Raw genomic sequence first — 22,168 nt, 5'->3', positions numbered from 1 at the left:
CGAGCACGACGGCGGCCCTCGCGGCCGGACGGGGGAGACGTGGTCCGGGCATCCAGCATCGTCGCGATCGCGGTCGCGAGCGTGCTCACCGTCGCGCAGTTCGGGGTGGGCACGGTGGTCGCCGCGTCCGTGCTCGCCGATTCCCGCGACCTCGGAGCGGCCGTCGCCGATCGGCAGGCGGCCGAGGCGTTCGAGCCCGACGCCACGATCGCCGGATTCGCGGAGCGCACAGCCATGTCCACGCGCGGCCGCGCCCTCTACTACGCCTCGCACCCCTCGGTCGAGCCGACCACCGGCTTCAACGAGCTGTGCGGCTACGGCGCCTCGGACGAGATCGTGCTCGGCTGCTACACCGGCAGCGACATCTACATCTCGGACGTGGACAACCCCGATCTCGACGGCATCCGCGACGTCACCGCGGCTCACGAGATGCTGCACGCGGCGTGGGACCGGCTGGACGACGACGAGCGGAGCGACCTCGGCGCACAGCTCGAGGCCGCGTACGAGACCCTTCCCGAGGGCGGCACCGTCGCCGAGCGGCTCGAGCTGTACCGCACCGGCGGGCTGGGCGAGCGCGTCAACGAGCTGCACTCCATCCTGGGCACCGAGGCCGTCGACCTGCCGCCGGCGCTCGAGGCGCACTACGCCCAGTACTTCACCGACCGCTCGGTGGTCGTCGGGCTGAACGCGCGCTACGAGGCCGTCTTCACCGATCTCGAGAACCGCATCACCGACCTGGTCGCCCGGATCGAGGCGTCGTACGTCGACCTGACGGCGCGGGTCGAGGCGAACAACGCCGAGTACGACGCCCTGAACGCCGAGATCGACTCCTTCAACTCCCGCGCCGACAGCGGCGACTTCGCCTCGCAGTCCGCGTTCGACGCCGCCCGGGCCGATCTGCTGGCCCGCGGAGAGGCCATCGACGCCCGGCGCGACGCGATCGACGCGGACATCGCGGCGTACGACGCGCTCCGCACCGAGCTCGAGGGCCTGAACGCCGACGCGGCCGCCCTCAACAAGTCCGTCGAGAGCGGCTGACACTCACGTCACGGCCATCCCCAGGCCCGGTCCGGTGCGCCCGGGTAGGATCGCCGCATGGACTGGGAGATCTGGAATCAGGGGCTGTGGGCTCTTCTGCCGACCGTCAGCATCGGTCTCCTCTTCTGGTTCATCATGCGCGCGCTCATCCGCTCCGACCGCAACGAGCGCCGCGCCTACGACCGCATCGAGGCGAAGGAGCGCGCCCGCCGCGGTCTGCCTCCGCGCGACGCCTCCTGACCGACCCCTCCTGACCGACCCCGGATCGGGGAGCGGCGCGCAGCCCGCGCCGTCGCCGACCCCCTGCACGCGAACGGCGAGGAGACGCGGTGCCGCAACCGGACTGGTCGCTCGTCCTCGCGATCGCCGCGATCGTCGTCGAGCTCGTGGTGCGCGTCGTCGCCGTCATCGTCGTGCCGCGCAACCGGCGCCCGACCACCGGTCTCGCCTGGCTGATGGCGATCTTCCTGATCCCCTACGTCGGCATCCTCCTCTTCCTCTTCATCGGGAGCTACCGCCTGCCGCGCAAGCGCCGGCGCAAGCAGGAGGAGATCAACCGGTTCATCCTCGAGTCGACGGAGGGCATCGACCGGGTCGCGCGCAACCACCCGTGGCCGCAGTGGCTCGAGTCGGTCGTGACCCTCAACCGCAACCTCGGCGCCATGCCGCTGGTCGGCGGCAACGACGCCCGGCTGCAGGGCGACTACGAGCAGACGATCCGGGCGATGGCCGCCGAGATCGATCGTGCGCGCCGGTACGTGCACTGCGAGTTCTACATCCTCGCCGCCGACTCGACCACCGAGCCCTTCTTCGACGCGCTCGACCGGGCGGTCGCCCGCGGCGTGCGGGTGCGGATCCTGCTCGACCACATCGCGTCGATCCGCGTGCCCGGCTACGCGGGGGGCACCTACCGGCGGCTGCGCCGCCTGCGCGACGCCGGTGCGCACTGGTCCTACATGCTCCCCGTGCGCCCGTGGCGCGGGCAGTACCAGCGCCCCGACCTCCGCAACCACCGCAAGCTCCTGATCGTCGACGGCAACGCGGCCTTCATGGGCTCGCAGAACGTCGTCGACTCCAGCTACAACAAGCGCGGCAACATCCGCCGGGGCCTGCACTGGCACGATCTGATGGTGCGGCTCGAGGGTCCGGTGGTGCAGGGCCTCAACGCCATCTTCATCACCGACTGGTACAGCGAGACCGACGAACTGCTGCTGCGCGAGTCCGAGCCGATGGAGGCGCTCCAGCAGCGCGACACCATCGACTGCCAGGTCGTGCCGAGCGGGCCCGGGTTCGACGGAGAGAACAACCTGCGGCTGTTCCTCACCCTGCTCTACTCGGCGCAGAAGTCGATCATCATCACGAGCCCGTACTTCGTGCCGGACGAGGCGATGCTCTACGCCATCACGACGGCCACGCGCCGGGGGATCCACGTCGAGCTGTTCGTCTCCGAGATCGGCGACCAGGCGGTCGTCTACCACGCGCAGCGCTCGTACTACGAGACGCTGCTCACGGCCGGCGTGCGGATCTGGATGTACCGCGCTCCGACGATCCTGCACGCGAAGCACTTCACGATCGACGACGACGTCGCCGTGATCGGCTCGAGCAACATGGACATGCGCTCGTTCACCCTGAACCTCGAGGTGTCGCTGATGGTGCGCGGGGCCGAGTTCGTGGAGGACCTGCGCCAGGTCCAGCAGGACTACCGCGAGCACTCGCGCGAGCTGACGCTGCGGGAGTGGCGCCGGCAGCCGCTGCGCTCGACGATCCTCGACAACCTCGCGAGGCTGACCTCCGCGCTGCAGTGACGCCCGGTGCCCCTTTCTGGGCGGAGACGAGCAAGTCTCACCTCTTCTAAGCTCCGAGAGACGGCGCCTCCGCGGCGGCCGTGCTCACGATCGGAGTCGCCACCGTGGTCCCACGCCCCGTCCTGCAGAATCCCGCCAGCATCCCGATCGGCGCCGGCGCCCGCACCGTCCGGCTGCGCGGCGCCGACGGCGTCGCGGCGCTGCGTCGCGCGGCCGACATCGACGTCGACCTGCCCCTGGCCTTCCGGATGGATCTCGCCCTCGCCGGCGTCGACGGCGTGCGCGCACTGCACATCGTCACCGGCCCGCTGGTCGTCCGCTGGCCGAGCGACCGCATCGTCGAGCCGTCGACCGTCCTGCTCCTGCCGATGGAGGGGGAGCTCGTCGTCGAGTCGTCGGCCGGCACGATCGCGGTGTCGGAGGGTGTCCTCGCGCTGTCGTCGGACGTGCCGGTCGTCGTGTCCGCGCGCCGCCCCGTCCGGCTGCTCCTCCTGCGTCTCGCCGTGCCGACCGCCGAGCGCTCCAGGAGGCCGGAGCCGCCGCGGTACGTCCCTGCGTCGCCGCTCACCGACACGGCGCGCTCGCTGCTGCGCGTGTTCCTCGCCGATCTCGACATCGGCCACGCGGTGCAGGCCGAGTTCCTGAAGGACGCCGTGCAGCGCCTCGGCCGGGTCCTCGACTCCGAGCGCTCCGATCCGTCGCTCGAGCGGATGGGGATCCACGACATGGTCGAGGCGGCCGAGCGGGTCGTGCAGGCCGACCACACCGATCCGGGCCTCGATCCCGGCACCGTCGCCCGCCGCTGCCGGGTGAGCCTGCGCACGCTGCAGCGGGCGATCGCCGACGAGCGCGGCACGACGCTCCGGGAGCTCATCTCGACGGTGCGCACCGAGAGCGCGCTCCGCATCGTCGGCGGTCCGGAGGGGGAGGACCTGCCGCTCAGCGACATCGCTCGGCGGGCGGGGTTCTCGTCGCCCGAGCGGCTGCGCCGGGCGATCGCCACGCAGACGGGGCTCTCGCCCAGCGAGTACCGCCGGCGCCTGCGCGACGAGGAGCGCGCGGTCGGCTGACCGGCGGCACTCTTGCCGCTCAGCCGCGCGGGCGCAAGGCCCTGTCCCCCGGAACACCCTCGGCGTAGCGTCGGACACTCCTCCGCACCGCTGCACCCGGCCGCTCGTCGCGCCGGGTCCGAGAAGGGACCGACATGACGGCATCCGGAACCACGCGCATCCTCATCCTCGGCGGCGGCTACGTCGGCCTCTACACGGCGTGGGGGCTCGAGAAGCGCCGGGGTCTCGCTCCGATCGACGTCACGGTCGTCGAGCCCAACCCCTACATGACCTACCAGCCGCTGCTGCCCGAGGTGGCCGGCGGGCACGTGCAGCCGCGGCACGTGACCGTCCCGCTGATCTCCGCCCTCAAGCGCACCCGCGTGATCCGCGGATCGATCACCGGAGTGAGCCTCGAGGAGCGCAGCGCCGAGGTCGCCGCTCTCGACGGCTCGACGCGCACGATCGCCTTCGACCAGGTGGTGTTCGCCCTGGGCGCCGTCACGCGCACCTTCCCGACGCCCGGGCTCGCCGAGCACGGCATCGGCTTCAAGACCCTCGAGGAGGCCGCCCATCTGCGCGACCGCGTCATCGAGAACATCGCGCGGGCGGCGCTCACGACCGATGCGGCGGAGCGCCGGCGGCTGCTCACCTTCGTCTTCGTCGGCGGCGGCTACACGGGCGTCGAGGCGCTGAGCGAGCTGCTCGACCTCAGCCGCCGCACGCTCGCCGCGCAGCCCTCGCTCTCGATGGGCGACGTGACCTGGCACCTCGTCGAGGCGCTCGACCGGGTCGCGCCCGAGGTCGGCCCCGAGCTGTCGAAGTGGACGCTCGAGCACCTGCGCGCCCGCGGCGTGCACGTGCACCTGAAGACCACGATGCCCTCGTGCGAGGACGGCGTCGTCGAGCTCTCGAGCGGCGAGCGGATCCCGTCGGCGACCATCGTCTGGACGGCGGGAGTGAAGCCGAACCCTGTCCTCGACGCCACCGACGCGCCCCGAGGCCCCCGCGGCCATGTGATGGCGGACGCGCGGCTGCGCGTGATCCGCGAGGACGGCACTCCGGTGCCCGGCGCGTGGGCGGCCGGCGACGGAGCGCAGATCCCGGATCTCACCTCCGAGAAGCAGCCCGCGTACTACCCGCCGAACGCGCAGAACGCGGTCCGCCAGGCCAAGCTGCTCGCGGCGAACATCGTCGCCGACCTCACCGGCGGCACCGTCGAGGAGTACCGGCACGCGTCCGTCGGCACCGTCGCGGAGTACGGCATCGGCAAGGGCGCGGGCGTGATCAAGGGCGTCAAGCTCCGGGGTCCGCTCGCCTGGCTGGCCCACCGGGCTTACCACGGAGCGGCCATGCCGACCCTGGATCGCAAGTGGCGCGTGATCTCGGGCTGGGTCGTCGACGCGATCGGCTCGCGCGACCTCTCGCCGATGAGCGCCACGCAGGATCCGCGCCGCGCCTTCCGCGAGTCGGCGGAGGCGACCGACCGGGCGGCGGCCGAGAAGGCGGCTCAGAAGGAAGCGGAGAGCGCCGGCCAGGAGAGCGGTGAGCAGAAGAGCGGCGTCGACAAGGCGAGCGCCGCGACGGAGTCCTGAGCGGTCGGGTCCTGAGCAGTCCGGCCCGGCGCGATCAGACCCGGCGGCGCGGCTTGAGCCGCACCGTCGGGAGGGTCGGCGCCGGGAGGGAGCGGCCGTCGTAGCCGGTGACGGTGCCGAACGGACCCGCGGGGTCTCCTCCGTCGATCACATCGGCCTGCCAGCGCTCGCGCGCCGCCGCGATGTCGTCGTGGCGCCGGCCGACGAAGTTCCACCACATCACGAGGTCCTCCCCGAACGGCTCACCGCCGATCAGCACCACGCGGCCGCCCGCGTCGCCGACTGACAGGCGCAGGGTCGCGGGTCCCGGTGCGACGTAGGCCAGATCCGCGCGCGCGACCTCGACCCCCTCGACGACGACCGGACCGGAGTCGACCAGCACGCCGTGCTCCCAGCCGGAGTCGATCGGCAGGTCGACCGACGCCCCCGGCTCCAGGTCGATCTGCGCGGCGACGAGCGGAGTGAAGGTGCTCGCGGGCACGGACGCGCCCAGCATCCCTCCGAGGAACACGCGGACCACCGCGCCCGGCAGGTCGACGCGGACGCCGCGGTGGTGCTCGAAGAACGGATCGATGGCCAGCGCGCTCTCGGGGAGGGCGACCCACAGCTGGACGCCGTGCAGCACAGGAGCGCCTCCGGTCGAGACCTCGGAGTGCGAGATGCCGCTGCCCGCGGTCATCAGGTTGAGCTCGCCCGGCCGCACGAGCTGGTGGCTCCCGACGCTGTCCCGGTGGTCGATCTCGCCCTCGAACAGCCAGCTGACCGTCTGGAGTCCCGTGTGCGGGTGCGGGGGCACGTCCATCCCGGCCTCCTCGCCCAGCGTCACCGGTCCGTAGTGGTCGGCGAAGCACCAGGCGCCGATCGTCGACCGCGAGCGCTGCGGAAGCGTGCGCCGCACCTCGATGGCGCGGGGGCCGCCGAGGGGCACGAGGCGCGCCTCCAGAACCTCGATGCCGGGGGAGCCGACCGCCGTGCCGCGGGCGGAGGACACCGGGTGCTCGTCCGGGTGCTTCTCCAGGTTGCTCATGCGGGAAGTGTATGCCTGTGCATGGACCGCGGGCCCGGGCGGGATCGGCTGCACGCCCAGGGCGAACAGGGGGTCCGACCCGGGGGAGCGCTGGTTACAGTCGTCCTATCGGAGCCCACCCCTGCGGGTTCCGTAGGGAGTGACAGCATGTTCGAGAGATTCACCGATCGCGCACGGCGCGTCGTCGTCCTGGCCCAGGAAGAGGCCAAGATGCTCAATCACAACTACATCGGCACGGAGCACATCCTGCTCGGGCTGATCCACGAGGGCGAGGGAGTGGCCGCCAAGGCGCTCGAGTCCCTCGGCATCTCGCTCGACGCGGTGCGCGAGCAGGTCCAGGACATCATCGGCCAGGGGCAGCAGCAGCCGACGGGTCACATCCCGTTCACGCCGCGCGCCAAGAAGGTGCTCGAGCTCTCGCTCCGCGAGGCTCTGCAGCTCGGCCACAACTACATCGGCACCGAGCACATCCTGCTCGGGCTCATCCGCGAGGGCGAGGGCGTCGCCGCGCAGGTGCTCGTCAAGCTCGGCGCCGACCTCAACCGCGTGCGCCAGCAGGTCATCCAGCTGCTGTCCGGCTACCAGGGCAAGGAGCAGGTCGCGGTCGGAGGAGAGCAGCAGCAGCCCCAGGGCGGCTCGCAGATCCTCGACCAGTTCGGCCGCAACCTGACCCAGGCCGCGCGCGACAACAAGCTCGACCCGGTCATCGGGCGCGAGAAGGAGATCGAGCGCGTGATGCAGATCCTCTCGCGCCGCTCCAAGAACAACCCCGTGCTGATCGGCGAGCCCGGCGTCGGCAAGACCGCCGTCGTCGAGGGTCTGGCCCAGGCGATCGTGCGCGGCGACGTGCCCGAGACGCTGAAGGACAAGCAGCTCTACACGCTCGACCTCGGCTCGCTCATCGCCGGTTCCCGCTACCGCGGTGACTTCGAGGAGCGCCTGAAGAAGGTGACGAAGGAGATCCGCACCCGCGGCGACATCATCACCTTCATCGACGAGATCCACACCCTCGTCGGCGCAGGGGCCGCGGAGGGCGCGATCGACGCCGCCTCGATCCTCAAGCCGCTGCTCGCCCGCGGCGAGCTGCAGACGATCGGCGCGACCACGCTGGACGAGTACCGCAAGCACTTCGAGAAGGACGCCGCTCTCGAGCGCCGCTTCCAGCCGATCCAGGTGGCGGAGCCGTCGCTCCCTCACACGATCAACATCCTCAAGGGCCTGCGCGACCGCTACGAGGCGCACCACAAGGTGTCCATCACCGACGGCGCGATCGTCTCGGCCGCCAACCTCGCCGACCGCTACATCAGCGACCGCTTCCTGCCCGACAAGGCCATCGACCTGATCGACGAGGCCGGCGCACGCCTGCGCCTGTCGATCCTGTCGGCCCCGCCGGAGCTGCGCGACTTCGACGACCGCATCGCCGTCGTCCGCGCCGCGAAGGAGGCCGCGATCGAGGACCAGGACTTCGAGAAGGCCGCGTCGCTCCGCGACGAGGAGAAGCAGCTGCTCGGTGAGCGCCTGCGCCTCGAGAAGAAGTGGAAGTCGGGCGACGTCAAGGCGACCGGTGTCGTCGACGAGGGCCTGATCGCCGAGGTCCTCGCCCAGGCGACCGGCATCCCGGTGTTCAAGCTGACCGAGGAGGAGTCCTCGCGGCTCGTCTTCATGGAGAAGGCGCTGCACCAGCGCGTCATCGGTCAGGAGGAGGCCATCGCGGCCCTCTCGCGCACCATCCGCCGCACCCGCGCGGGTCTCAAGGATCCCAAGCGCCCCTCCGGGTCGTTCATCTTCGCCGGCCCCACGGGCGTCGGCAAGACGGAGCTCGCGAAGGCGCTCGCCGAGTTCCTGTTCGACGACGAGGACGCGATGATCTCGCTCGACATGTCGGAGTACGGCGAGAAGCACACCGTCTCGCGGCTCTTCGGCGCCCCTCCCGGGTTCGTCGGCTTCGAGGAGGGCGGCCAGCTCACCGAGAAGGTCCGCCGGAAGCCCTTCAGCGTGGTCCTGTTCGACGAGATCGAGAAGGCGCACCCCGACATCTTCAACTCGCTCCTCCAGATCCTGGAGGAGGGACGCCTGACCGACGGTCAGGGCCGGGTGGTCGACTTCAAGAACACCGTCATCATCATGACCACCAACCTCGGTGCGCGCGACATCGCGGGCGGCCCGGTCGGCTTCCAGATCGAGGGCGACAACGCCACCGGCTACGACCGCATGAAGGGCAAGGTCAACGAGGAGCTCAAGAAGCACTTCAAGCCCGAGTTCCTCAACCGCGTGGACGACGTCATCGTCTTCCCGCAGCTGTCCAAGCCCGAGCTGCTCCAGATCGTGGACCTGTTCATCAAGCGCCTGAGCGACCGCCTGCTCGACCGCGACATGACGGTCGAGCTGACGCAGCCGGCGAAGGAGCGCCTCATCGAGGTCGGGTTCGACCCGGCCCTCGGTGCCCGCCCCCTCCGCCGCGCGATCCAGCGCGAGATCGAGGACCAGCTGTCCGAGCAGATCCTGCACGGCCAGCTCGGCTCCGGAGACCACATCCACGTGGACTTCGCCGAGGGCAAGTTCGTCTTCACGACGACTCCGCGCCTCATCTCGATCAGCGCCGGCGCGACAACCGGAGCGGCGACCGCCGGCCCGGCGACGCCCGACCTGATGGCGTAACCCGCACCACCTCGACGAGCCCGTTCCTCCCTCCGGAGGGGCGGGCTCGTCGTCGTTCGGCCCTGTGCTCACCAGGACCTGCGCTCACCAGGCCCTACGCTGGTCCGATGGCCGATTGGAAGTACCCGGTGCGCCGGGCGCGCACGAGTGACGTCCCCTTCATCCAGGAGCTGAGCGAGCCCCTCGTCAACGAGCGGATCCTCCTGGGCAAGGACCGAGTGGTGCTCTACGGAGCCGTGCAGGAGTTCCGCATCGCGGAGGACGGCGAGGGCAACGCCATCGGCTGCGGCGCGTTGCACGTGATGTGGGACGACATCGCGGAGGTGCGCACTCTCGCCGTGACGCAGGACTGGCTCGGCCGCGGAGTCGGCCACCACATCCTGGAGCGGCTCGAGAACGACGCCCGCGAACTGGGGCTCAAGCGCCTGTTCTGCCTGACCTTCGAGGTCGACTTCTTCCAGCGCCACGGCTACGCGCCGATCGGCGAGAAGGTCGTCGACCCCGAGGTGTACGCCGAGCTGCTCCGCTCTCCCGACGAGGGTGTCGCGGAGTTCCTCGACCTCGCCCGCGTGAAGCCGAACACGCTCGGCAACACCCGGATGCTGAAGACGCTCTGACAGCTGCGGCGTCGTAGCCTGTTCCGGTGACTCCGCCGCCCCGCCGCCTGCCCTCCCGGGTCTACCGCAGGCGCAGGGCCGGCGTGCTGCTGGCGCTCCTCGTGATCGTGGCGGGCCTGGTCGTGCTGCTGTCCCTCCAGCCGTGGGCGGGATCGCGGGAGGCGGCCGACGACGCCGGTCCGTCGAGCAGCCCGCTGCCCACGCTCTACCCCTCGACCATGCCGTCGGCCTCGGGAGCCGTGCCGGACTGCACCGCCGACATGGTCGCTGTCACGGCGGTGACGGACTCGACGAGCTACTCCTCGGACGAGAATCCGCAGCTCTCGCTCTCGCTCGCCAACATCTCGAACTCGGACTGCGTGATCAACGCGGGGACGTCGCAGCAGGTCTTCACGATCACGAGCGGCTCCGACCCGATCTGGTCCTCGACCGACTGCCAGACCGGCGCCTCCGACCTGGACGTGCTGCTGCAGTCGGGCCGCACGGTGACCGGGAGCCCGATCACCTGGGATCGCACCCGCTCCTCGCCGGACACCTGCGACGGCGGACGCGAGGCGGTCGCCGGCGAGGGTGCCGCCTACGCGCTCTCGGTGTCGATCGCGGGCATCCCGTCCGGGTCGACCACCCAGTTCCTGCTGCGGTAGGTCTCGCCCGCTCGGCGGACGCGGCGCGCCACGTTCCGCGCCTACGCTCGGGGACATGAGGGCCACTCTCTCCGCTGTCCTGTCCGCGGCCACGGCCGGTGGGCTGCTCCTCGCGGCGCTCCTCGCAGCGCCGGCCGCTCCGGCCGATGCGCTGCGAGCGGGCCTGGACGACTTCCGCTTCTCGGAGTACTCGGCCGACTTCGTGCTCGACCGCGACGCGGAGGGTCGGTCGATCCTGACGACGGAGGAGACGTTCGTCGCCGAGTTCCCGCCGAACCAGAACCGCGGGATGCAGCGGGCGATCCCGCTCGAGTTCGAGGGGCGGCCGACCGACGTCGATCTCGTCTCGGTGACGGACGGCGACGGCGCGCCCCGGCCCGTCGACACGGAGTCGGAGGACGGCTTCCTGATCGTCACGAGCGCCGCGGACGACTACGTCAGCGGCAGCCAGACCTACGTGTTCACCTACACGCAGCGGAACGTGACACTGCCCGCCTCGGGGACGTCGAGTGGAGAGGACGAGTTCTACTGGGACGCGAACGGCACCGCCTGGCGCCAGCCGTTCGACGACTACCGGATCCGGGTGGAGCTGGGCCCGGGGCTCGCGGAGGCCGCGACCGGGACGGCGTCCTGCTACCGGGGCGTCGCCGGCTCGACGGACGGCTGCGTGCTCGACGAGGGCGACGGAGTGGTCACCGCCTCCGGCAGCGATCTCGCGGCGGGGGAGAACGTCACTATCGCGGTCGGGTTCGCGCCGGGCACGTTCACCCCGCGCGACGACAGCTACTTCGCGGCCGCCTGGGGGTGGGTGCAGCTGATCGGACTGGGGGCGTCGCTGGTGCTGCTGGCTGTCGCCGCGCGACGGCGTGCCACGGTGCTGAAGGACGCACCGGGCAGGCCGACGATCATCGCCGAGTACGAGCCGCCGGTGCAGGGGCTGTTCCTGTCGGCGCAGCTGCGGTCGAAGACTTCGAGGGTCGCCGCGGCGGCGCTGGTCGACTCCGCGGTGCGGCGGTTCGCGCGGATCGAGGAGGTCGAGGGGCGCAAGGGGAAGCCGTCGTTCCTCCTGCGGGTGCTGGATCCGGCCGAGGTGTCGCTGCGGCGCGCCGGGCGGCCGCGTCCGCTGGCAGTCGACGAGCGGCGCTTCCGGGACATCGCGTTCGGTCCGTCGCCGGCGCCCGGTACGGTCCGTGATCTGGCCGAGAAGGACAAGGCGTTCGGCAAGGAGGTCACCGCTCTGCTGAGCACGCTGCCCAAGCGGGCCGAGGAGGAGGGGCTGCGGCGGCCGGGCACGGTGCGCGGGTCGGTCTGGCTGATCCTGGCGACGGTCGTGGCGGTGATCGTCGCGGTGGTCGGCGGGGCGGGTCTGCTCGCGGCGTCGCTGGGTGGGGCGCTGCCGTTCGTCCTGGTGCTCGTGGCGATCGCGATCGGGGCGCTGGTGTGCGTGCTCCTGGCGAAGGTGCCCGTGACGGCGGCGGGGGCGGAGCTGCGCGATCATCTGCGCGGGCTGGAGCTGTATCTGAAGCTGGCGGAGGCGGATCGGTTCGCCGTTCTGCAGTCACCGGAGGGCGCCCAGCGCCGCATGCTCGGGCCGGTGGAGGTCGTGGAGGTGACCGAACGGCTGCTGCCGTGGGCGGTGCTGCTGGGGCTGGAGTCGGAGTGGGCGACGGCGCTGTCGGTGGCGTACGAGCAGGCGGGCGAGGATCCGGTCTGGTACTCGGGGTCGAGCGGATTCCAGGCGGCGGCGTTCGCGAGCAGCGTGTCGTCGTTCTCGTCGTCGGCGTCGAGCTTCGTGGGCTCGTCGACGAGCTCGTCGAGCGGCGGTGCCGGTGGCGGCGGCAGCTCGGGCGGGGGCGGCGGGGGCGGCGGAGGCGGAGGGGTCTAGGACTGCCCGGCTCACGCGCCCTGCATGCTCGATCGCGGGCCGGAGCGGCCCTCGGGGATGCGCGTGGGCACCGGCACGAGGGCGTGGGTGATGGCGCTCGAGAGCGTGAAGGCGCTGGAGTCGAGGTGCGAGGAGTGGCCGAGGCGGGTGGCCTCGTTGGCGCGCTGCTTGGCCCCGGAGGCCGGGCGGATATCCCCGGAGAGGCTGATCTCGCCGAACGCGGCGATGCCGGGCCGGAGCGGCGTGTACGCGTGGGCGGAGGCGATCGCGACGGCGATGGCGAGGTCGGCCGCGGGCTCCATCAGCTTCACTCCGCCGACCGTCGACACGTAGACGTCGCACCGGCGCAGCGGGATGCCCGCCTGCCGTTCGAGGACGGCGAGGATCATCGCGACGCGCGAGGCGTCGACTCCGTTGGTGACGCGGCGCGGGTGCTCGCCGTCGTTCGCGATGACGAGCGCCTGGATCTCGACGGGCAGGGCGCGTCGACCCTCCATCGCCACCGTGACGCAGATGCCGGGGGTGGGGAAGCGGGTGCGCGAGAGGAACAGGCCGCTCGGGTCGGGGATCTCGGCGATGCCCTCGGCGGTCATCTCGAAGCAGCCGACCTCGTCGGTCGGGCCGAACCGGTTCTTGAGCGAGCGGACGAAGCGCAGCGCCGTCTGCCGGTCGCCCTCGAAGTGGCAGACCACGTCGACCAGGTGCTCGAGCAGGCGCGGGCCGGCGATCGAGCCGTCCTTCGTGACGTGGCCGACGAGCACCAGGGGGAGCGCGCGCTCCTTGCAGACCCGGATGAGCGTGGCCGCGACCTCGCGGACCTGGCTCGGACCGCCGGGCAGGCCGTCGACGGTGTCGCTCGCGACGGTCTGCACGGAGTCGACGATGAGGAGGTCGGGCTGCACCTCGTCGATCTGACCGAGGACCGTCGCGAGGTCGGTCTCGGCGGCGAGGTAGAGGCTGTCGTGCATCGCGCCGGTGCGCTCGGCACGCATGCGCACCTGGGCGGCCGACTCCTCGGCGCTGACGTAGAGGACGCGCTGACCCTCGGCGGCGGCGCGGGAGGCGACCTCGAGCAGCAGCGTGGACTTGCCGACGCCCGGCTCGCCCGAGAGCAGGACCACGGCACCCGAGACGATGCCGCCGCCGAGCACGCGATCGAGCTCGCCGACCCCGGTGGGCCGATGGCGGGCGCCGGAGGTGGTCGGGATCTCGGTGATCGGCCGGGCGACGCGGTTCGCGGACGGTGCGACGGCGGCGACGGCGCGTACGAGCCCGGTGCGCTCGGTGCTCTCGACGACCGTGCCCCACTGCTGGCACTCGCCGCAGCGGCCTACCCACTTCGCGGTCGTCCAGCCGCACTCCGAGCAGCGGTAGGCGGCGGTGCGCGTCTTCGAGGCGGCCATGAGGTCCTTCCGGAGCGGGTGGAGACAGGAGTGGATCGGCGTCTGCGAGGCTACGAGCGGCCTCCGACATCGGAGCGTTCCTTCGAACGTGTCTTCGACGATAGCCGCCACCGCCGACACTCGTCCGCAGCGCGCCCGGCCCGGGGAGAAGTGCGCGGGATCGATGCCTGGGGAGAAGCGCCGCTGTGTGGAGCGGCGAGCCCGCGCTGTCGGAGGTCTGCGCGAGACTGACCCCATGTCGTCGACAGTGCACCTCCTCAAGTCCGGCCGCGCGCTCGGCGTCACCTGGACGGGGCCGGAGCACGCCGAGCGCGTCGTCGTGCTCGCGCATCCCGCGCCCGGATCGGCCGATTTCGACCCCGATCCCGAGGCGACCGCGCGCCACGGCGTGCGCCTGCTCTCGGTCGACCGTCCCGGCTACGGCGCGTCCGAGCTGCTGAACGACCTCGACCAGGCCGGCGCGGGCGCCCCCGCCACCCCCGAGCAGGCTGCCGCCGACATCGCCGAGTACCTCGCGACGATCGGCATCGCCTCCGTCACCGCGGCGGGCTGGTCGGCCGGCGGCCGCGTCGCGCTCGCCCTCTCGGCCAACTACCCCGGCCTCGTCGAGCGCGTGGCCGTCCTCGCGACTCCCGCGCCCGACGACGCCGTGCCGTGGGTCGGCGACGACAACCGCGCGATGCTCGAGTCGCTCCGCGCCCTCGCTCCCGCCGATGCCGTCCGCGCCCTCGGCACGATGCTCGGCGAGGCTTTCGGCCCGGCCCCCGACCCGGCCGCCCTCCTCGGGATGCTCGGCGCGGCCGGCGCCGACGCCCCGCTCCTCGAGGCACCCGGCGTCCGCGACCGCCTCCTCCGCATGCTCGAGCGCGCCGCCGCGCAGGGCACCACCGGCATGGCCGCCGACATCGTCGGCTACACCCTGCTCGACTGGGGCTTCGCGGTCGACCAGGTCGCGTCGCCCGCGCTCCTCCTCTACGGCGCCGAGGATCTCGAGGTCGGCCGCGTGCACGGCGAGTGGTACGCCGCGCGCCTCGCCGACTCCCGCCTCGAGGTCGTCCCGGGCCGCGGCCACCTGCTGGCCGTCTCGGAGTGGGACCGGGTGCTGTCGTTCCTCCTGCCCGCGGCGGTCTGAGCCGCCCCTGCTCACGGTCACCGACCGTCCGGCGCCTCGCCTCCGCGCCGATTGGCGCGACTTGGGAGCGTCGCGTACACTCGACCCCGGTACCGTGTCCGAGCGGCCGAAGGAGCATGTCTCGAAAACATGTGTGGGCTTGCGTCCACCGTGGGTTCAAATCCCACCGGTACCGCCACGAGAAGGCCCCCCGCTTCCACGGAAGCAGGGGGCCTTTCGTCTTGCCTGGTGCTTGCAGCCTGTTCGTAGAGGTGATGACCGGTGATTGCGTCGACCTGTACCCGTTGACACTGCAGCTCGTCTTCCGCGGACTCAGCTTTCTCCATTTCGAAGAGACGCTCTCGTCGAACATGAGCTGATCGTCTCGAGTTTCACGTACCGCTTTTGATGACAGAAACCTTGTACAGCCGTTTGTCCCCCTTGAACGGGGTCTTTGTCTGAACGCAGAGAGAGTGGGAGTATCCGTTCAGGCTCGGCGATCGTCGTCCCGCTGAACGTCGAACCCGGAAAGCCCCCCCATCTCCATGCGCAGAACCGCCGCCAGTTTTTCCCTCCTGCTCGTGCTACTGATGTCGTTCCTCGTCGCCTCTCCGGCGCAGGCGGCGGGATCTCCCAGCGCGCCGACGAATATCGTCGCCGCAACATCGACCTGCACAACTCCTGTGCTGATCAGTTGGGATGCTCCAAGCGCCCCCGTGCGGGGTTACCGAGTGCACGTCTACCAAACGATCGCGGACGAGCACGAGGACTACGTCGACTATTACGACGACACAGTCGCTTTGTACTCCGTCTCGGGTAGCACCTCGCTCTCGGTCGATCTGCCCTACGGGTCCTACCATTTCGAGGTCGCAAGTGTCCTGGACTTCACCGCGCCCTTCTCCGGCGGTTCGAACGGCGTGCGCCTGCAGGCGTCTGCAACCCAGAGCGCACCCACGAAGATCGATTTCACCCATGTCGCGAACACGCCCGCGCCTAGCAATCTCTCTTCCTCGTTCCGTCCGGATCTGACCGCTGGAACGTTCAGCTGGTCGAATCCGACGCCTCCTGGAGGTGAGTGCGGCTTCGAATACTTCGTCTGGACACTCAAGTCCCAGTATTCGGAGACTTACGACGACGGGTCGCGTGAGGGATTCGTCGACAGTTCGATCACGACAACGACGGTTCCGCTCGAACGGAACATGCGGTACGAGTTCTGCGTGCGAGCCGCTTCCGGATGGCAACCGTCCTACGAGGGGGAGATCTTCTTCGACGATCTCCCGGCGACGTGCACGAAGTTCAACACGGGATCCAGTGTTCCTTCCCCGGTGTCTGACATCCGGGCGGACGAGGACGGTGCAAGCATCACCATCACGTGGGACGCACCCTCCCGCGACGGGGGAGCGAATATCACAGGCTACCGAGTAGGCCGTGACAATACAGATGCTTCCGGATCCGGCCCGTGGAAGACCGTCGTCGCAGCGGACCGCCGTTCGCAGACGTTTACGAATCTCAGGCCCAACACCGAGTACACGTTCTTCGCTCAGCCTGTTAATGCGAACGGAAGTGGCGAGATCTCGACGGTCACAATCGTCTCGCAGCCTTATTACGCTCCTTCTGAACCCAGAAATGTCGTGGCTATTCCTGATGGAGCGACTCGATCGGCGGTATTGAAGTGGGTTGCCCCCGAGAGCACGGGAGGAACTTCGATCACTGGTTACCGAGTGGCGCGGAACGGCATAGATGCAGCTGGCGCGGGCCCCTGGTCGACAATCGTCTCCCCTTCGAAGCTTGAGCAGACCTTCACAAACCTCGCCGCAGGGGCCAGCTACATTCTCTCGGTCAGCGCCATCAACGTCGCCGGCGAGAGCCAACCGGTTGAAAGACTCGTGGTCGTTGGAGGATCGATACTCACCGCTCCCACTCCGACCATCAGCGGCACCGCGACCGTCGGGTCGACTCTGACGGCGAACGCCGGGACGTGGGGGCCGGCTCCGGTGGCGCTCGCGTACCAGTGGCGTGCGAACGGCACGGCCATCAGTGGCGCGACCGCGGGCACCTACCGGCTCGCGTCGGCGGATGCGGGGAAGACGATCACCGTCGCGGTGACCGGCTCCAAGAGCGGGTACGTGTCGACGACGCGGGTCTCGACCGCGACCGCGGCGGTCTCGGGGGGCGCGCTGACGGCGGCGACTCCGACCGTCACCGGCACGGCGAAGGTCGGCTCCACCCTCACCGCGAACACGGGGACATGGGGTCCGGCGCCCGTGACCTTCTCCTACCAGTGGAAGGCCGACGGTGTCGCACTCTCGGGAGCGACGGCCGGCACCTACAAGCCGTCCAGTGCGACTCTCGGCAAGAAGATCACCGTCACGGTCACGGGAAGCAAGACCGGGTACACCGGCTCGAGTCGCACCTCCGTCGCCACCGCGGCCGTCGTGGCCGGCACTCTGACCGCGGTGACGCCGACGATCACCGGCACCGCCAGGGTCGGCTCCACCCTGACTGCGGTGCCCGGAGCCTGGGGTCCCGCGCCGGTCGCCTTCACCTACCAGTGGAAGGCGAACGGAACGGCGCTCTCCGGCGCGACGGGCAGCACCTACCAGCCGTCGGCGGCCACCCTGGGAAAGACGATCACGGTCACGGTGTCCGGGACGAAGGTCGGCTACACCTCGGCGACCCGGACCTCGGCGGCAACTGCGGCCGTCGCGTCCGGCACTCTGACCGCGGCGACTCCGAAGATCACCGGCACCGCGAAGGTCGGCTCGACTCTCACCGCGACCGCCGGAACGTGGGGGCCTGCACCGGTGGCGCTGACCTACCAGTGGAAGGCGAACGGAACGGCGATCAGCGGCGCGACCGCGACCACCTACAAGCCGACCAGCGCGACCGTGGGGAGGACGATCACGGTCACCGTCACGGGGAAGAAGACCGCGTACACCACGGCGACGCGCACCTCCGCGGCGACGGCGGCAGTGGTGAGGTAACCGCGACGAGGACCGGTTCGACGGTTGGATGAAGGCCCCCCGCTTCACCGGAAGCAGGGGGCCTTCGTCGTTCTGCGGGAGGGGCGATGCCGGCGTCAGTCGAGGACGAGGCGCCAGGACAGGGCCCGGCGCAGGGCGAGGCGCAGGCGCTCGACGGCGTGGTGCGCCTCGGCGGAGCCGACGTCCGAGAAGGAGCCCATGCCGCCCCAGAGGTGCAGGGCGTCGCGTGCGGCGGCTCGCAGTTCAGGGACGTTCGAGATCTCGGCGAAGCGGGTGTCGAGCCAGGCGGCCGTTCCGAGTCGGGAGGAGTCGCCCGTGGCGCGGGCGACGGTCCGCACCTCGTCGGTGGCGGCTCGGATCTCGAGCAGTGCGGCGTCGATGCTCATGCGGTGAGCCTAGGAGCCGCAGGGTCTCGAGACGCCGCTGCGCGGCTGCTCGACCAGTGAGTAGTGGGTGTGGGTCTCGAGACGCCGCTGCGCGGCTGCTCGACCAGTGAGCAGGGGGCGCGGGGTCGTGAAGCGCCGCGGGGCGGCTGCTCGACCAGCAGGCGTCGTCAGCGGCGGCGGGAGGACGCCGCGTGCGCGAGGAGCGTGGCGGCGACTCCGACGGCGACGCCGATGGCGGTCTCGAGGGCGCGGTCGCGGAGGAGGACGAGCTCGTCGGTGCGGTGGGCCAACTCGACCATCAGGATCGCGAGCGGGGTGACGAAGGCGAGGGTCAGGCCGTAGTTGCGGCCGACGAAGAGCTCGGCGAGGACCTGGAGCAGGACGACGACGGCGATCGTGGCCAGCGGCGACAGGGGGAGGGCGAGCAGGGCGGCGGCGATCGCGACTCCGACGACGGTGCCGAGCATCCGGTGGCCCGCGCGGACCAGGCGGGCGGCGGTGTCGGCGCCCGACACGGCGGCGACGGCGGCGACCATCGCCCAGTAGGGGTGGCCGAGGCCGGTGGCGGTGGGGATCGCTCCGGAGACCAGGACGACGGCGCCGAAGCGGAGCATCGCGGCACGGGTCGAGGGGCGTGTGGCGGCCGCCCGGAACGAGGTGCGCCAGGGGGTTGGCGGAAGGCGGCGGGCGCGAGGGGAGGCCACTCCGGCCACTCCGATGAGGAGCGCGAAGGCGGCGGACGCGGCCGAGAGGAGGAACGCCTCCGGGATGCGGGCGGGATCGGTGGGGACCGAGGCGCACGCCGTCACGGCGAAGACCGGGAAGAGGGGGCCGGGCGGGTGCCAGTGCAGGGCGTCGCTCAGGTACGCGGCGGCGACGGCGACCGCGACCACCACGGGGATGATCAGCCAGTCGCGGGCGGGCGACAGAGCGACGGCGGTGCCGACGGTCACCACGATGACGAGGTAGGCGGCGGCCGAGAGCTGCATCCGCAGGCGCGGGCGGTGGGTGTGCTGCCGGCCGTAGAGGGCGGTGAAGGCGCCGAACGTCGCGTACAGCGCGAGGTCGGTGCGTCCGAAGGCCCAGAGCACGAGGAGGGGGACGGCCATCGAGACGCCGGCGCGGAGCGCGACGCGGTGGGCGCCGGCGTGCGGGCCGAGGGTGACGAGCTCCTTGGGGTGGGGGAGCGGTGGCAGCAGGGTGGTGGGCATGGCGTCCTCGGGTCGGCGGGCGGATCCGAGCGGCACCGGCCGGAAGTGGTTCACGGGTGAACCAGATATACTTTACTCGTGAATCACTTAGAGAGTCCAGCGCGCGACGCGGTCGACGAGATCCGCGACGGCTGGGCGGCGCTGCGGCCCGAGCTCGACACCGAGGCGGTCGACGTGATCGGCCGGCTGATCCGCGCCTCCGCGCTCGTCGTGCGGGCGACGGAGGAGCGGCTCGCCGCCCACGGGCTCACCCGCGGCGAGTTCGACGTGCTGACGACGCTGCGGCGGGCGGGGGAGCCGCGGTCGCCGAGCGCACTGCGGACCATCGGGCTCGCCTCCGCTCCCGCGATCACGAAGCGGCTGCACGCGCTCGAGAAGCGCGGGCTCGTCGTGCGGTCGGCGAATCCGGCCGACGGGCGGGGGGCGCTGATCGCGCTCACCGAGGACGGTGTCGAGCTGATCGACCGGGCGTTCCCCGAGGTGCTCGCGGTCGAGCGCGAGCTGCTGGCGGGAGTGTCCGCGGCGCAGTGGGCCGAGGCGGCGCGCTCGCTCCGCGCGGTGCTCGCGAGCGTGGAGTCGGCGCACGAGCGCTGAGATCCCCCGGCCTCCGCTCCGGCGCGCTCGCTACCGTGGACGCATGCGCCTGACTTCCAGCTTCACCGTGGCCACCCGGCCGCCGTTGCTGCAGCTGGTCAAGACGGCCGTCGCGACCGTCGTCACCTGGGGCATCGCGGCCGCCGTCTTCCCCGGCACGCTGCCCGTGTTCGGCGCGATCGCGGCGCTGCTCGTCGTCGCGCCGAGCGTGAACCAGTCGTTCGCGAAGGCGCTCGAGCGCAGCGTCGGGGTGATCCTGGGCGTGGTCCTCGGCTCGGTGATCGGGACGCTGTTCGGCGGCGAGAGCGTGATCGTGCTGATCGCGATCGTGGCCGCGATCGCGGTGGGCTGGGCGGTGCGGCTGACGCCGGCCTCGGCGGTGCAGATCCCGATCAGCGCGATGCTCGTGCTCTCGGTCGGCGCGGTCACTCCGAACTACGCGTTCGACCGCATCGTCGAGACGCTGATCGGCGCGGCGGTCGGAGTCGTCGTCAACGGGCTCCTCGTGCCGCCGGTCGCGCTGGGGCCCGCCGAGAGGGCGGTCGGCGACCTCACGGCGCAGCTCGCCGCGGCGCTCGACGACCTGGCCGACGCCCTCCAGGCGCCGGTGCAGCGGCGGCGCCTCGACGAGCTGCTGATCAACGCGCGGCTGCTGCAGACCATGCAGGGGAAGGCCGAGGCGGCGATCGTCACGGGCGAGGAGTCGCTCCGCCTCAATCCGCGCCGCTCCGCCCACCGCGACCGCCTCGCGGCGCTCGACTCCGTCACTCCGCGGCTCGGCCGGATCGTCACACGCGTGCGCGGGATGACCCGCACCGTGCACGACCTCTACGACGTGGAGCTGGTGCGCGAGCCCACCATCGCCGACATCGCGGTGCAGCTGCACCGGGCGGCGCACGACCTGCGGCTGCTCGTGCAGTCGGCGGTCGACGTGCCGGAGCCGGAGGTCATCACCGACGAGCTGCCCGCGCTGACGGCGCCGCTGGTGATCGCGACGCCGCATCCCGAGCACTGGATCCTCGTGGGGGCGCTCGCCGAGGACCTGCGCCGGATCCGCGAGGAGATCGTGGGCGAGGAGTCCTGAGCGGCCTTACGCGTCGTCGCGCAGCGCGGCCGGATCGGTGGCCTCGGCGTGCTGGGTCTTGCCCTCGGCGATGAGCGAGTCGTCGTCGGTGAGGATGCCGACGAGCTCGGTCACGCGGCCGCGGGCGGCGCCGAGCGGATCGGCGATCGGAGCGTCCTCCTCGGAGCGGTCGATCTCGGCGTCGGGGTAGCGCTTCAGCTCGGCCTCGTCGCGATCGGGCTGCGGAGCGCGGGCGTGCTCGACGCAGAGCCTCGCCACCTCCTCGGCGTGCGCGTGCATGACGGAGTGGGCGGCGCCGGGGATCTCCCACGCGCGGGCGTGCGGCATCGACTCCGCCAGCTCCTCGATCCACTTCCGGGGCACGAGACGGTCGTGCTCGCCGCGGATGAGGAGGGCCGACGCGCGGATCCGCGGCACCCTGTCCTCGATCGGGTAGTGCATCATCTCGGGCAGCACGCGGGAGAACCAGCGCGGGCCGCAGAGCAGATAGGCGCCGACGGCGAGCAGGGCCACCCGGCGGGGCTCGCGCAGGCTCGACTGCGCGAAGCGGAGGCCCGCGATCGGGACGCGGCGCTCGTGCCGATTCATCACGGGGCCCAGCAGCACGATCGTCGTGAGCTCGGGGCGCTGGGCGGCCAGCTCGGCGACGACCTGCGTGCCCATGGAGTGGCCGAGGACGACCGGGTCCACGAGGCCCAGCTCGTCGATCACCCGACCGACGAGCGCGGCGTAGTCGGGGATGCTCATGTGCCGGGCGTGCGGCGGGTGCGGGACGCCGCCGAATCCGGGCAGATCGAGGGCGTGCACGGGGCCGAACTCGTTGAGCGCGGGCGCGAGGCGCTCGAAGTACGTGGCCGCCACTCCGATGCCGGGGACCAGCACGAAGGTGCGCTCGCCGGTGCGGCCGACGGTGCTGACCCGGGCCCAGACGTCCTCGTGGCGGACGCGCTGCACCGAGACGTCGGTGCGCTTGTAGCGGCGGCGCGGATCGCGGCGGCGGGACCGGGCGGTGGCGAACGCCTCGCGCACGCGGGTGCGGGCACCGAGGGCGAGTGAGCGGAGGCCTCGGGGCACGGA

The 22,168-nt window shown here is 71.4% G+C and carries 18 protein-coding genes and 1 tRNA gene; 14 read left to right on the top strand and 5 right to left on the bottom strand.

Annotated features, from left to right (window positions below):
• The first annotated feature begins 39 nt into the window (after positions 1-39).
• From C1I63_RS02065 to C1I63_RS02045, 5 genes are all read left to right on the top strand, one after another.
• Positions 40-1,038, top strand: a complete 999-nt coding sequence (locus tag C1I63_RS02065; protein WP_055789843.1) for a hypothetical protein — start codon at positions 40-42, stop codon at positions 1,036-1,038.
• 57 nt (positions 1,039-1,095) lie between these two features.
• Positions 1,096-1,278 (top strand): hypothetical protein, encoded by a 183-nt coding sequence (locus C1I63_RS02060; protein WP_055789846.1) that lies wholly within the window; start codon positions 1,096-1,098, stop codon positions 1,276-1,278.
• Between the two features lie 89 nt (positions 1,279-1,367).
• Positions 1,368-2,843: a cardiolipin synthase gene (gene cls / locus C1I63_RS02055; protein ID WP_055789849.1), complete on the top strand. Its 1,476-nt coding sequence runs from the start codon at positions 1,368-1,370 to the stop codon at positions 2,841-2,843.
• A 104-nt stretch (positions 2,844-2,947) separates the two neighbouring features.
• On the top strand, positions 2,948-3,913 hold the full coding sequence (locus C1I63_RS02050; protein ID WP_146168342.1) for an AraC family transcriptional regulator: 966 nt from the start codon (positions 2,948-2,950) through the stop codon (positions 3,911-3,913).
• Positions 3,914-4,047: 134 nt separating this feature from the next.
• Positions 4,048-5,487 carry an NAD(P)/FAD-dependent oxidoreductase gene (locus C1I63_RS02045; protein ID WP_107573582.1) on the top strand — a complete coding sequence of 480 codons (1,440 nt, stop codon included), beginning with the start codon at positions 4,048-4,050 and terminating at the stop codon, positions 5,485-5,487.
• Between the two features lie 34 nt (positions 5,488-5,521).
• Here the strand turns inward: C1I63_RS02045 and C1I63_RS02040 are convergent, their stop codons facing one another.
• Positions 5,522-6,514: a pirin family protein gene (locus C1I63_RS02040; protein ID WP_107573581.1), complete on the bottom strand. Its 993-nt coding sequence runs from the start codon at positions 6,512-6,514 to the stop codon at positions 5,522-5,524.
• Positions 6,515-6,661: 147 nt separating this feature from the next.
• On the opposite strand from C1I63_RS02040, the gene C1I63_RS02035 reads away from it, so the two are divergent.
• From C1I63_RS02035 to C1I63_RS19615, 4 genes are all read left to right on the top strand, one after another.
• Complete coding sequence (locus C1I63_RS02035) at positions 6,662-9,172, top strand: ATP-dependent Clp protease ATP-binding subunit (protein WP_055789859.1); 2,511 nt, start codon at positions 6,662-6,664, stop codon at positions 9,170-9,172.
• A 107-nt stretch (positions 9,173-9,279) separates the two neighbouring features.
• The gene (locus tag C1I63_RS02030; RefSeq protein ID WP_107573580.1) at positions 9,280-9,789 is read left to right on the top strand and encodes an amino-acid N-acetyltransferase; all 510 of its coding nucleotides are present in this window, start codon (positions 9,280-9,282) and stop codon (positions 9,787-9,789) included.
• A 26-nt stretch (positions 9,790-9,815) separates the two neighbouring features.
• Positions 9,816-10,433, top strand: a complete 618-nt coding sequence (locus C1I63_RS02025) for a hypothetical protein (protein ID WP_243592464.1) — start codon at positions 9,816-9,818, stop codon at positions 10,431-10,433.
• Between the two features lie 55 nt (positions 10,434-10,488).
• Positions 10,489-12,318 carry a DUF2207 family protein gene (locus tag C1I63_RS19615; RefSeq protein ID WP_107573578.1) on the top strand — a complete coding sequence of 610 codons (1,830 nt, stop codon included), beginning with the start codon at positions 10,489-10,491 and terminating at the stop codon, positions 12,316-12,318.
• Positions 12,319-12,329: 11 nt separating this feature from the next.
• Here the strand turns inward: C1I63_RS19615 and radA are convergent, their stop codons facing one another.
• The gene (gene radA, locus C1I63_RS02015; RefSeq protein ID WP_107573577.1) at positions 12,330-13,721 is read right to left on the bottom strand and encodes a DNA repair protein RadA; all 1,392 of its coding nucleotides are present in this window, start codon (positions 13,719-13,721) and stop codon (positions 12,330-12,332) included.
• A 235-nt stretch (positions 13,722-13,956) separates the two neighbouring features.
• On the opposite strand from radA, the gene C1I63_RS02010 reads away from it, so the two are divergent.
• The 3 genes from C1I63_RS02010 (at position 13,957) to C1I63_RS02000 (ending at position 17,816) form a co-directional block, all read left to right on the top strand.
• A complete protein-coding gene (locus C1I63_RS02010) occupies positions 13,957-14,853 on the top strand; it encodes an alpha/beta fold hydrolase (RefSeq protein WP_170116291.1) in 897 nt (298 codons plus the stop codon).
• Positions 14,854-14,941: 88 nt separating this feature from the next.
• Positions 14,942-15,031: transfer RNA gene (locus C1I63_RS02005), tRNA-Ser, on the top strand.
• A gap of 346 nt (positions 15,032-15,377) precedes the next feature.
• Complete coding sequence (locus tag C1I63_RS02000) at positions 15,378-17,816, top strand: fibronectin type III domain-containing protein (protein ID WP_107573575.1); 2,439 nt, start codon at positions 15,378-15,380, stop codon at positions 17,814-17,816.
• Positions 17,817-17,911: 95 nt separating this feature from the next.
• Here C1I63_RS02000 and C1I63_RS01995 read toward each other — a convergent pair whose 3' ends face one another.
• A complete protein-coding gene (locus C1I63_RS01995) occupies positions 17,912-18,202 on the bottom strand; it encodes a DUF6966 domain-containing protein (RefSeq protein WP_107573574.1) in 291 nt (96 codons plus the stop codon).
• Positions 18,203-18,369: 167 nt separating this feature from the next.
• The gene (locus C1I63_RS01990) at positions 18,370-19,413 is read right to left on the bottom strand and encodes an FUSC family protein (RefSeq protein ID WP_107575693.1); all 1,044 of its coding nucleotides are present in this window, start codon (positions 19,411-19,413) and stop codon (positions 18,370-18,372) included.
• 78 nt (positions 19,414-19,491) lie between these two features.
• On the opposite strand from C1I63_RS01990, the gene C1I63_RS01985 reads away from it, so the two are divergent.
• Both C1I63_RS01985 and C1I63_RS01980 read left to right on the top strand, forming a co-directional pair.
• Positions 19,492-20,007, top strand: coding sequence for a MarR family winged helix-turn-helix transcriptional regulator (locus tag C1I63_RS01985; protein ID WP_107573573.1), 516 nt, complete (start codon positions 19,492-19,494; stop codon positions 20,005-20,007).
• A 43-nt stretch (positions 20,008-20,050) separates the two neighbouring features.
• The gene (locus C1I63_RS01980; protein WP_107573572.1) at positions 20,051-21,091 is read left to right on the top strand and encodes an FUSC family protein; all 1,041 of its coding nucleotides are present in this window, start codon (positions 20,051-20,053) and stop codon (positions 21,089-21,091) included.
• Positions 21,092-21,097: 6 nt separating this feature from the next.
• On the opposite strand, the gene C1I63_RS01975 is transcribed toward C1I63_RS01980, so the two are convergent.
• Positions 21,098-22,165, bottom strand: a complete 1,068-nt coding sequence (locus tag C1I63_RS01975) for an alpha/beta fold hydrolase (protein WP_107573571.1) — start codon at positions 22,163-22,165, stop codon at positions 21,098-21,100.
• Between the last annotated feature and the right edge of the window lie 3 nt (positions 22,166-22,168).

Source organism: Rathayibacter caricis DSM 15933 (assembly GCF_003044275.1).
GTDB lineage: Bacteria > Actinomycetota > Actinomycetes > Actinomycetales > Microbacteriaceae > Rathayibacter > Rathayibacter caricis.
Note: the sequence above shows the minus strand (reverse complement) of the source record. Positions and strands in the feature narration are given on the sequence as shown.

Excerpts from the sequence above, each read along its gene's own strand:
- C1I63_RS01980 (WP_107573572.1), top strand. The coding sequence starts at position 20,051 with ATGCGCCTGACTTCCAGCTTCACCGTGGCCACCCGGCCGCCGTTGCTG.
- C1I63_RS02060 (WP_055789846.1), top strand. The coding sequence starts at position 1,096 with ATGGACTGGGAGATCTGGAATCAGGGGCTGTGGGCTCTTCTGCCGACC.
- C1I63_RS02000 (WP_107573575.1), top strand. The coding sequence starts at position 15,378 with ATGCGCAGAACCGCCGCCAGTTTTTCCCTCCTGCTCGTGCTACTGATG.
- C1I63_RS02040 (WP_107573581.1), bottom strand. The coding sequence starts at position 6,514 with ATGAGCAACCTGGAGAAGCACCCGGACGAGCACCCGGTGTCCTCCGCC.
- C1I63_RS01995 (WP_107573574.1), bottom strand. The coding sequence starts at position 18,202 with ATGAGCATCGACGCCGCACTGCTCGAGATCCGAGCCGCCACCGACGAG.
- C1I63_RS19615 (WP_107573578.1), top strand. The coding sequence starts at position 10,489 with ATGAGGGCCACTCTCTCCGCTGTCCTGTCCGCGGCCACGGCCGGTGGG.
- C1I63_RS01990 (WP_107575693.1), bottom strand. The coding sequence starts at position 19,413 with ATGCCCACCACCCTGCTGCCACCGCTCCCCCACCCCAAGGAGCTCGTC.
- C1I63_RS02035 (WP_055789859.1), top strand. The coding sequence starts at position 6,662 with ATGTTCGAGAGATTCACCGATCGCGCACGGCGCGTCGTCGTCCTGGCC.
- C1I63_RS02045 (WP_107573582.1), top strand. The coding sequence starts at position 4,048 with ATGACGGCATCCGGAACCACGCGCATCCTCATCCTCGGCGGCGGCTAC.
- C1I63_RS02030 (WP_107573580.1), top strand. The coding sequence starts at position 9,280 with ATGGCCGATTGGAAGTACCCGGTGCGCCGGGCGCGCACGAGTGACGTC.
- C1I63_RS02010 (WP_170116291.1), top strand. The coding sequence starts at position 13,957 with ATGTCGTCGACAGTGCACCTCCTCAAGTCCGGCCGCGCGCTCGGCGTC.
- radA (WP_107573577.1), bottom strand. The coding sequence starts at position 13,721 with ATGGCCGCCTCGAAGACGCGCACCGCCGCCTACCGCTGCTCGGAGTGC.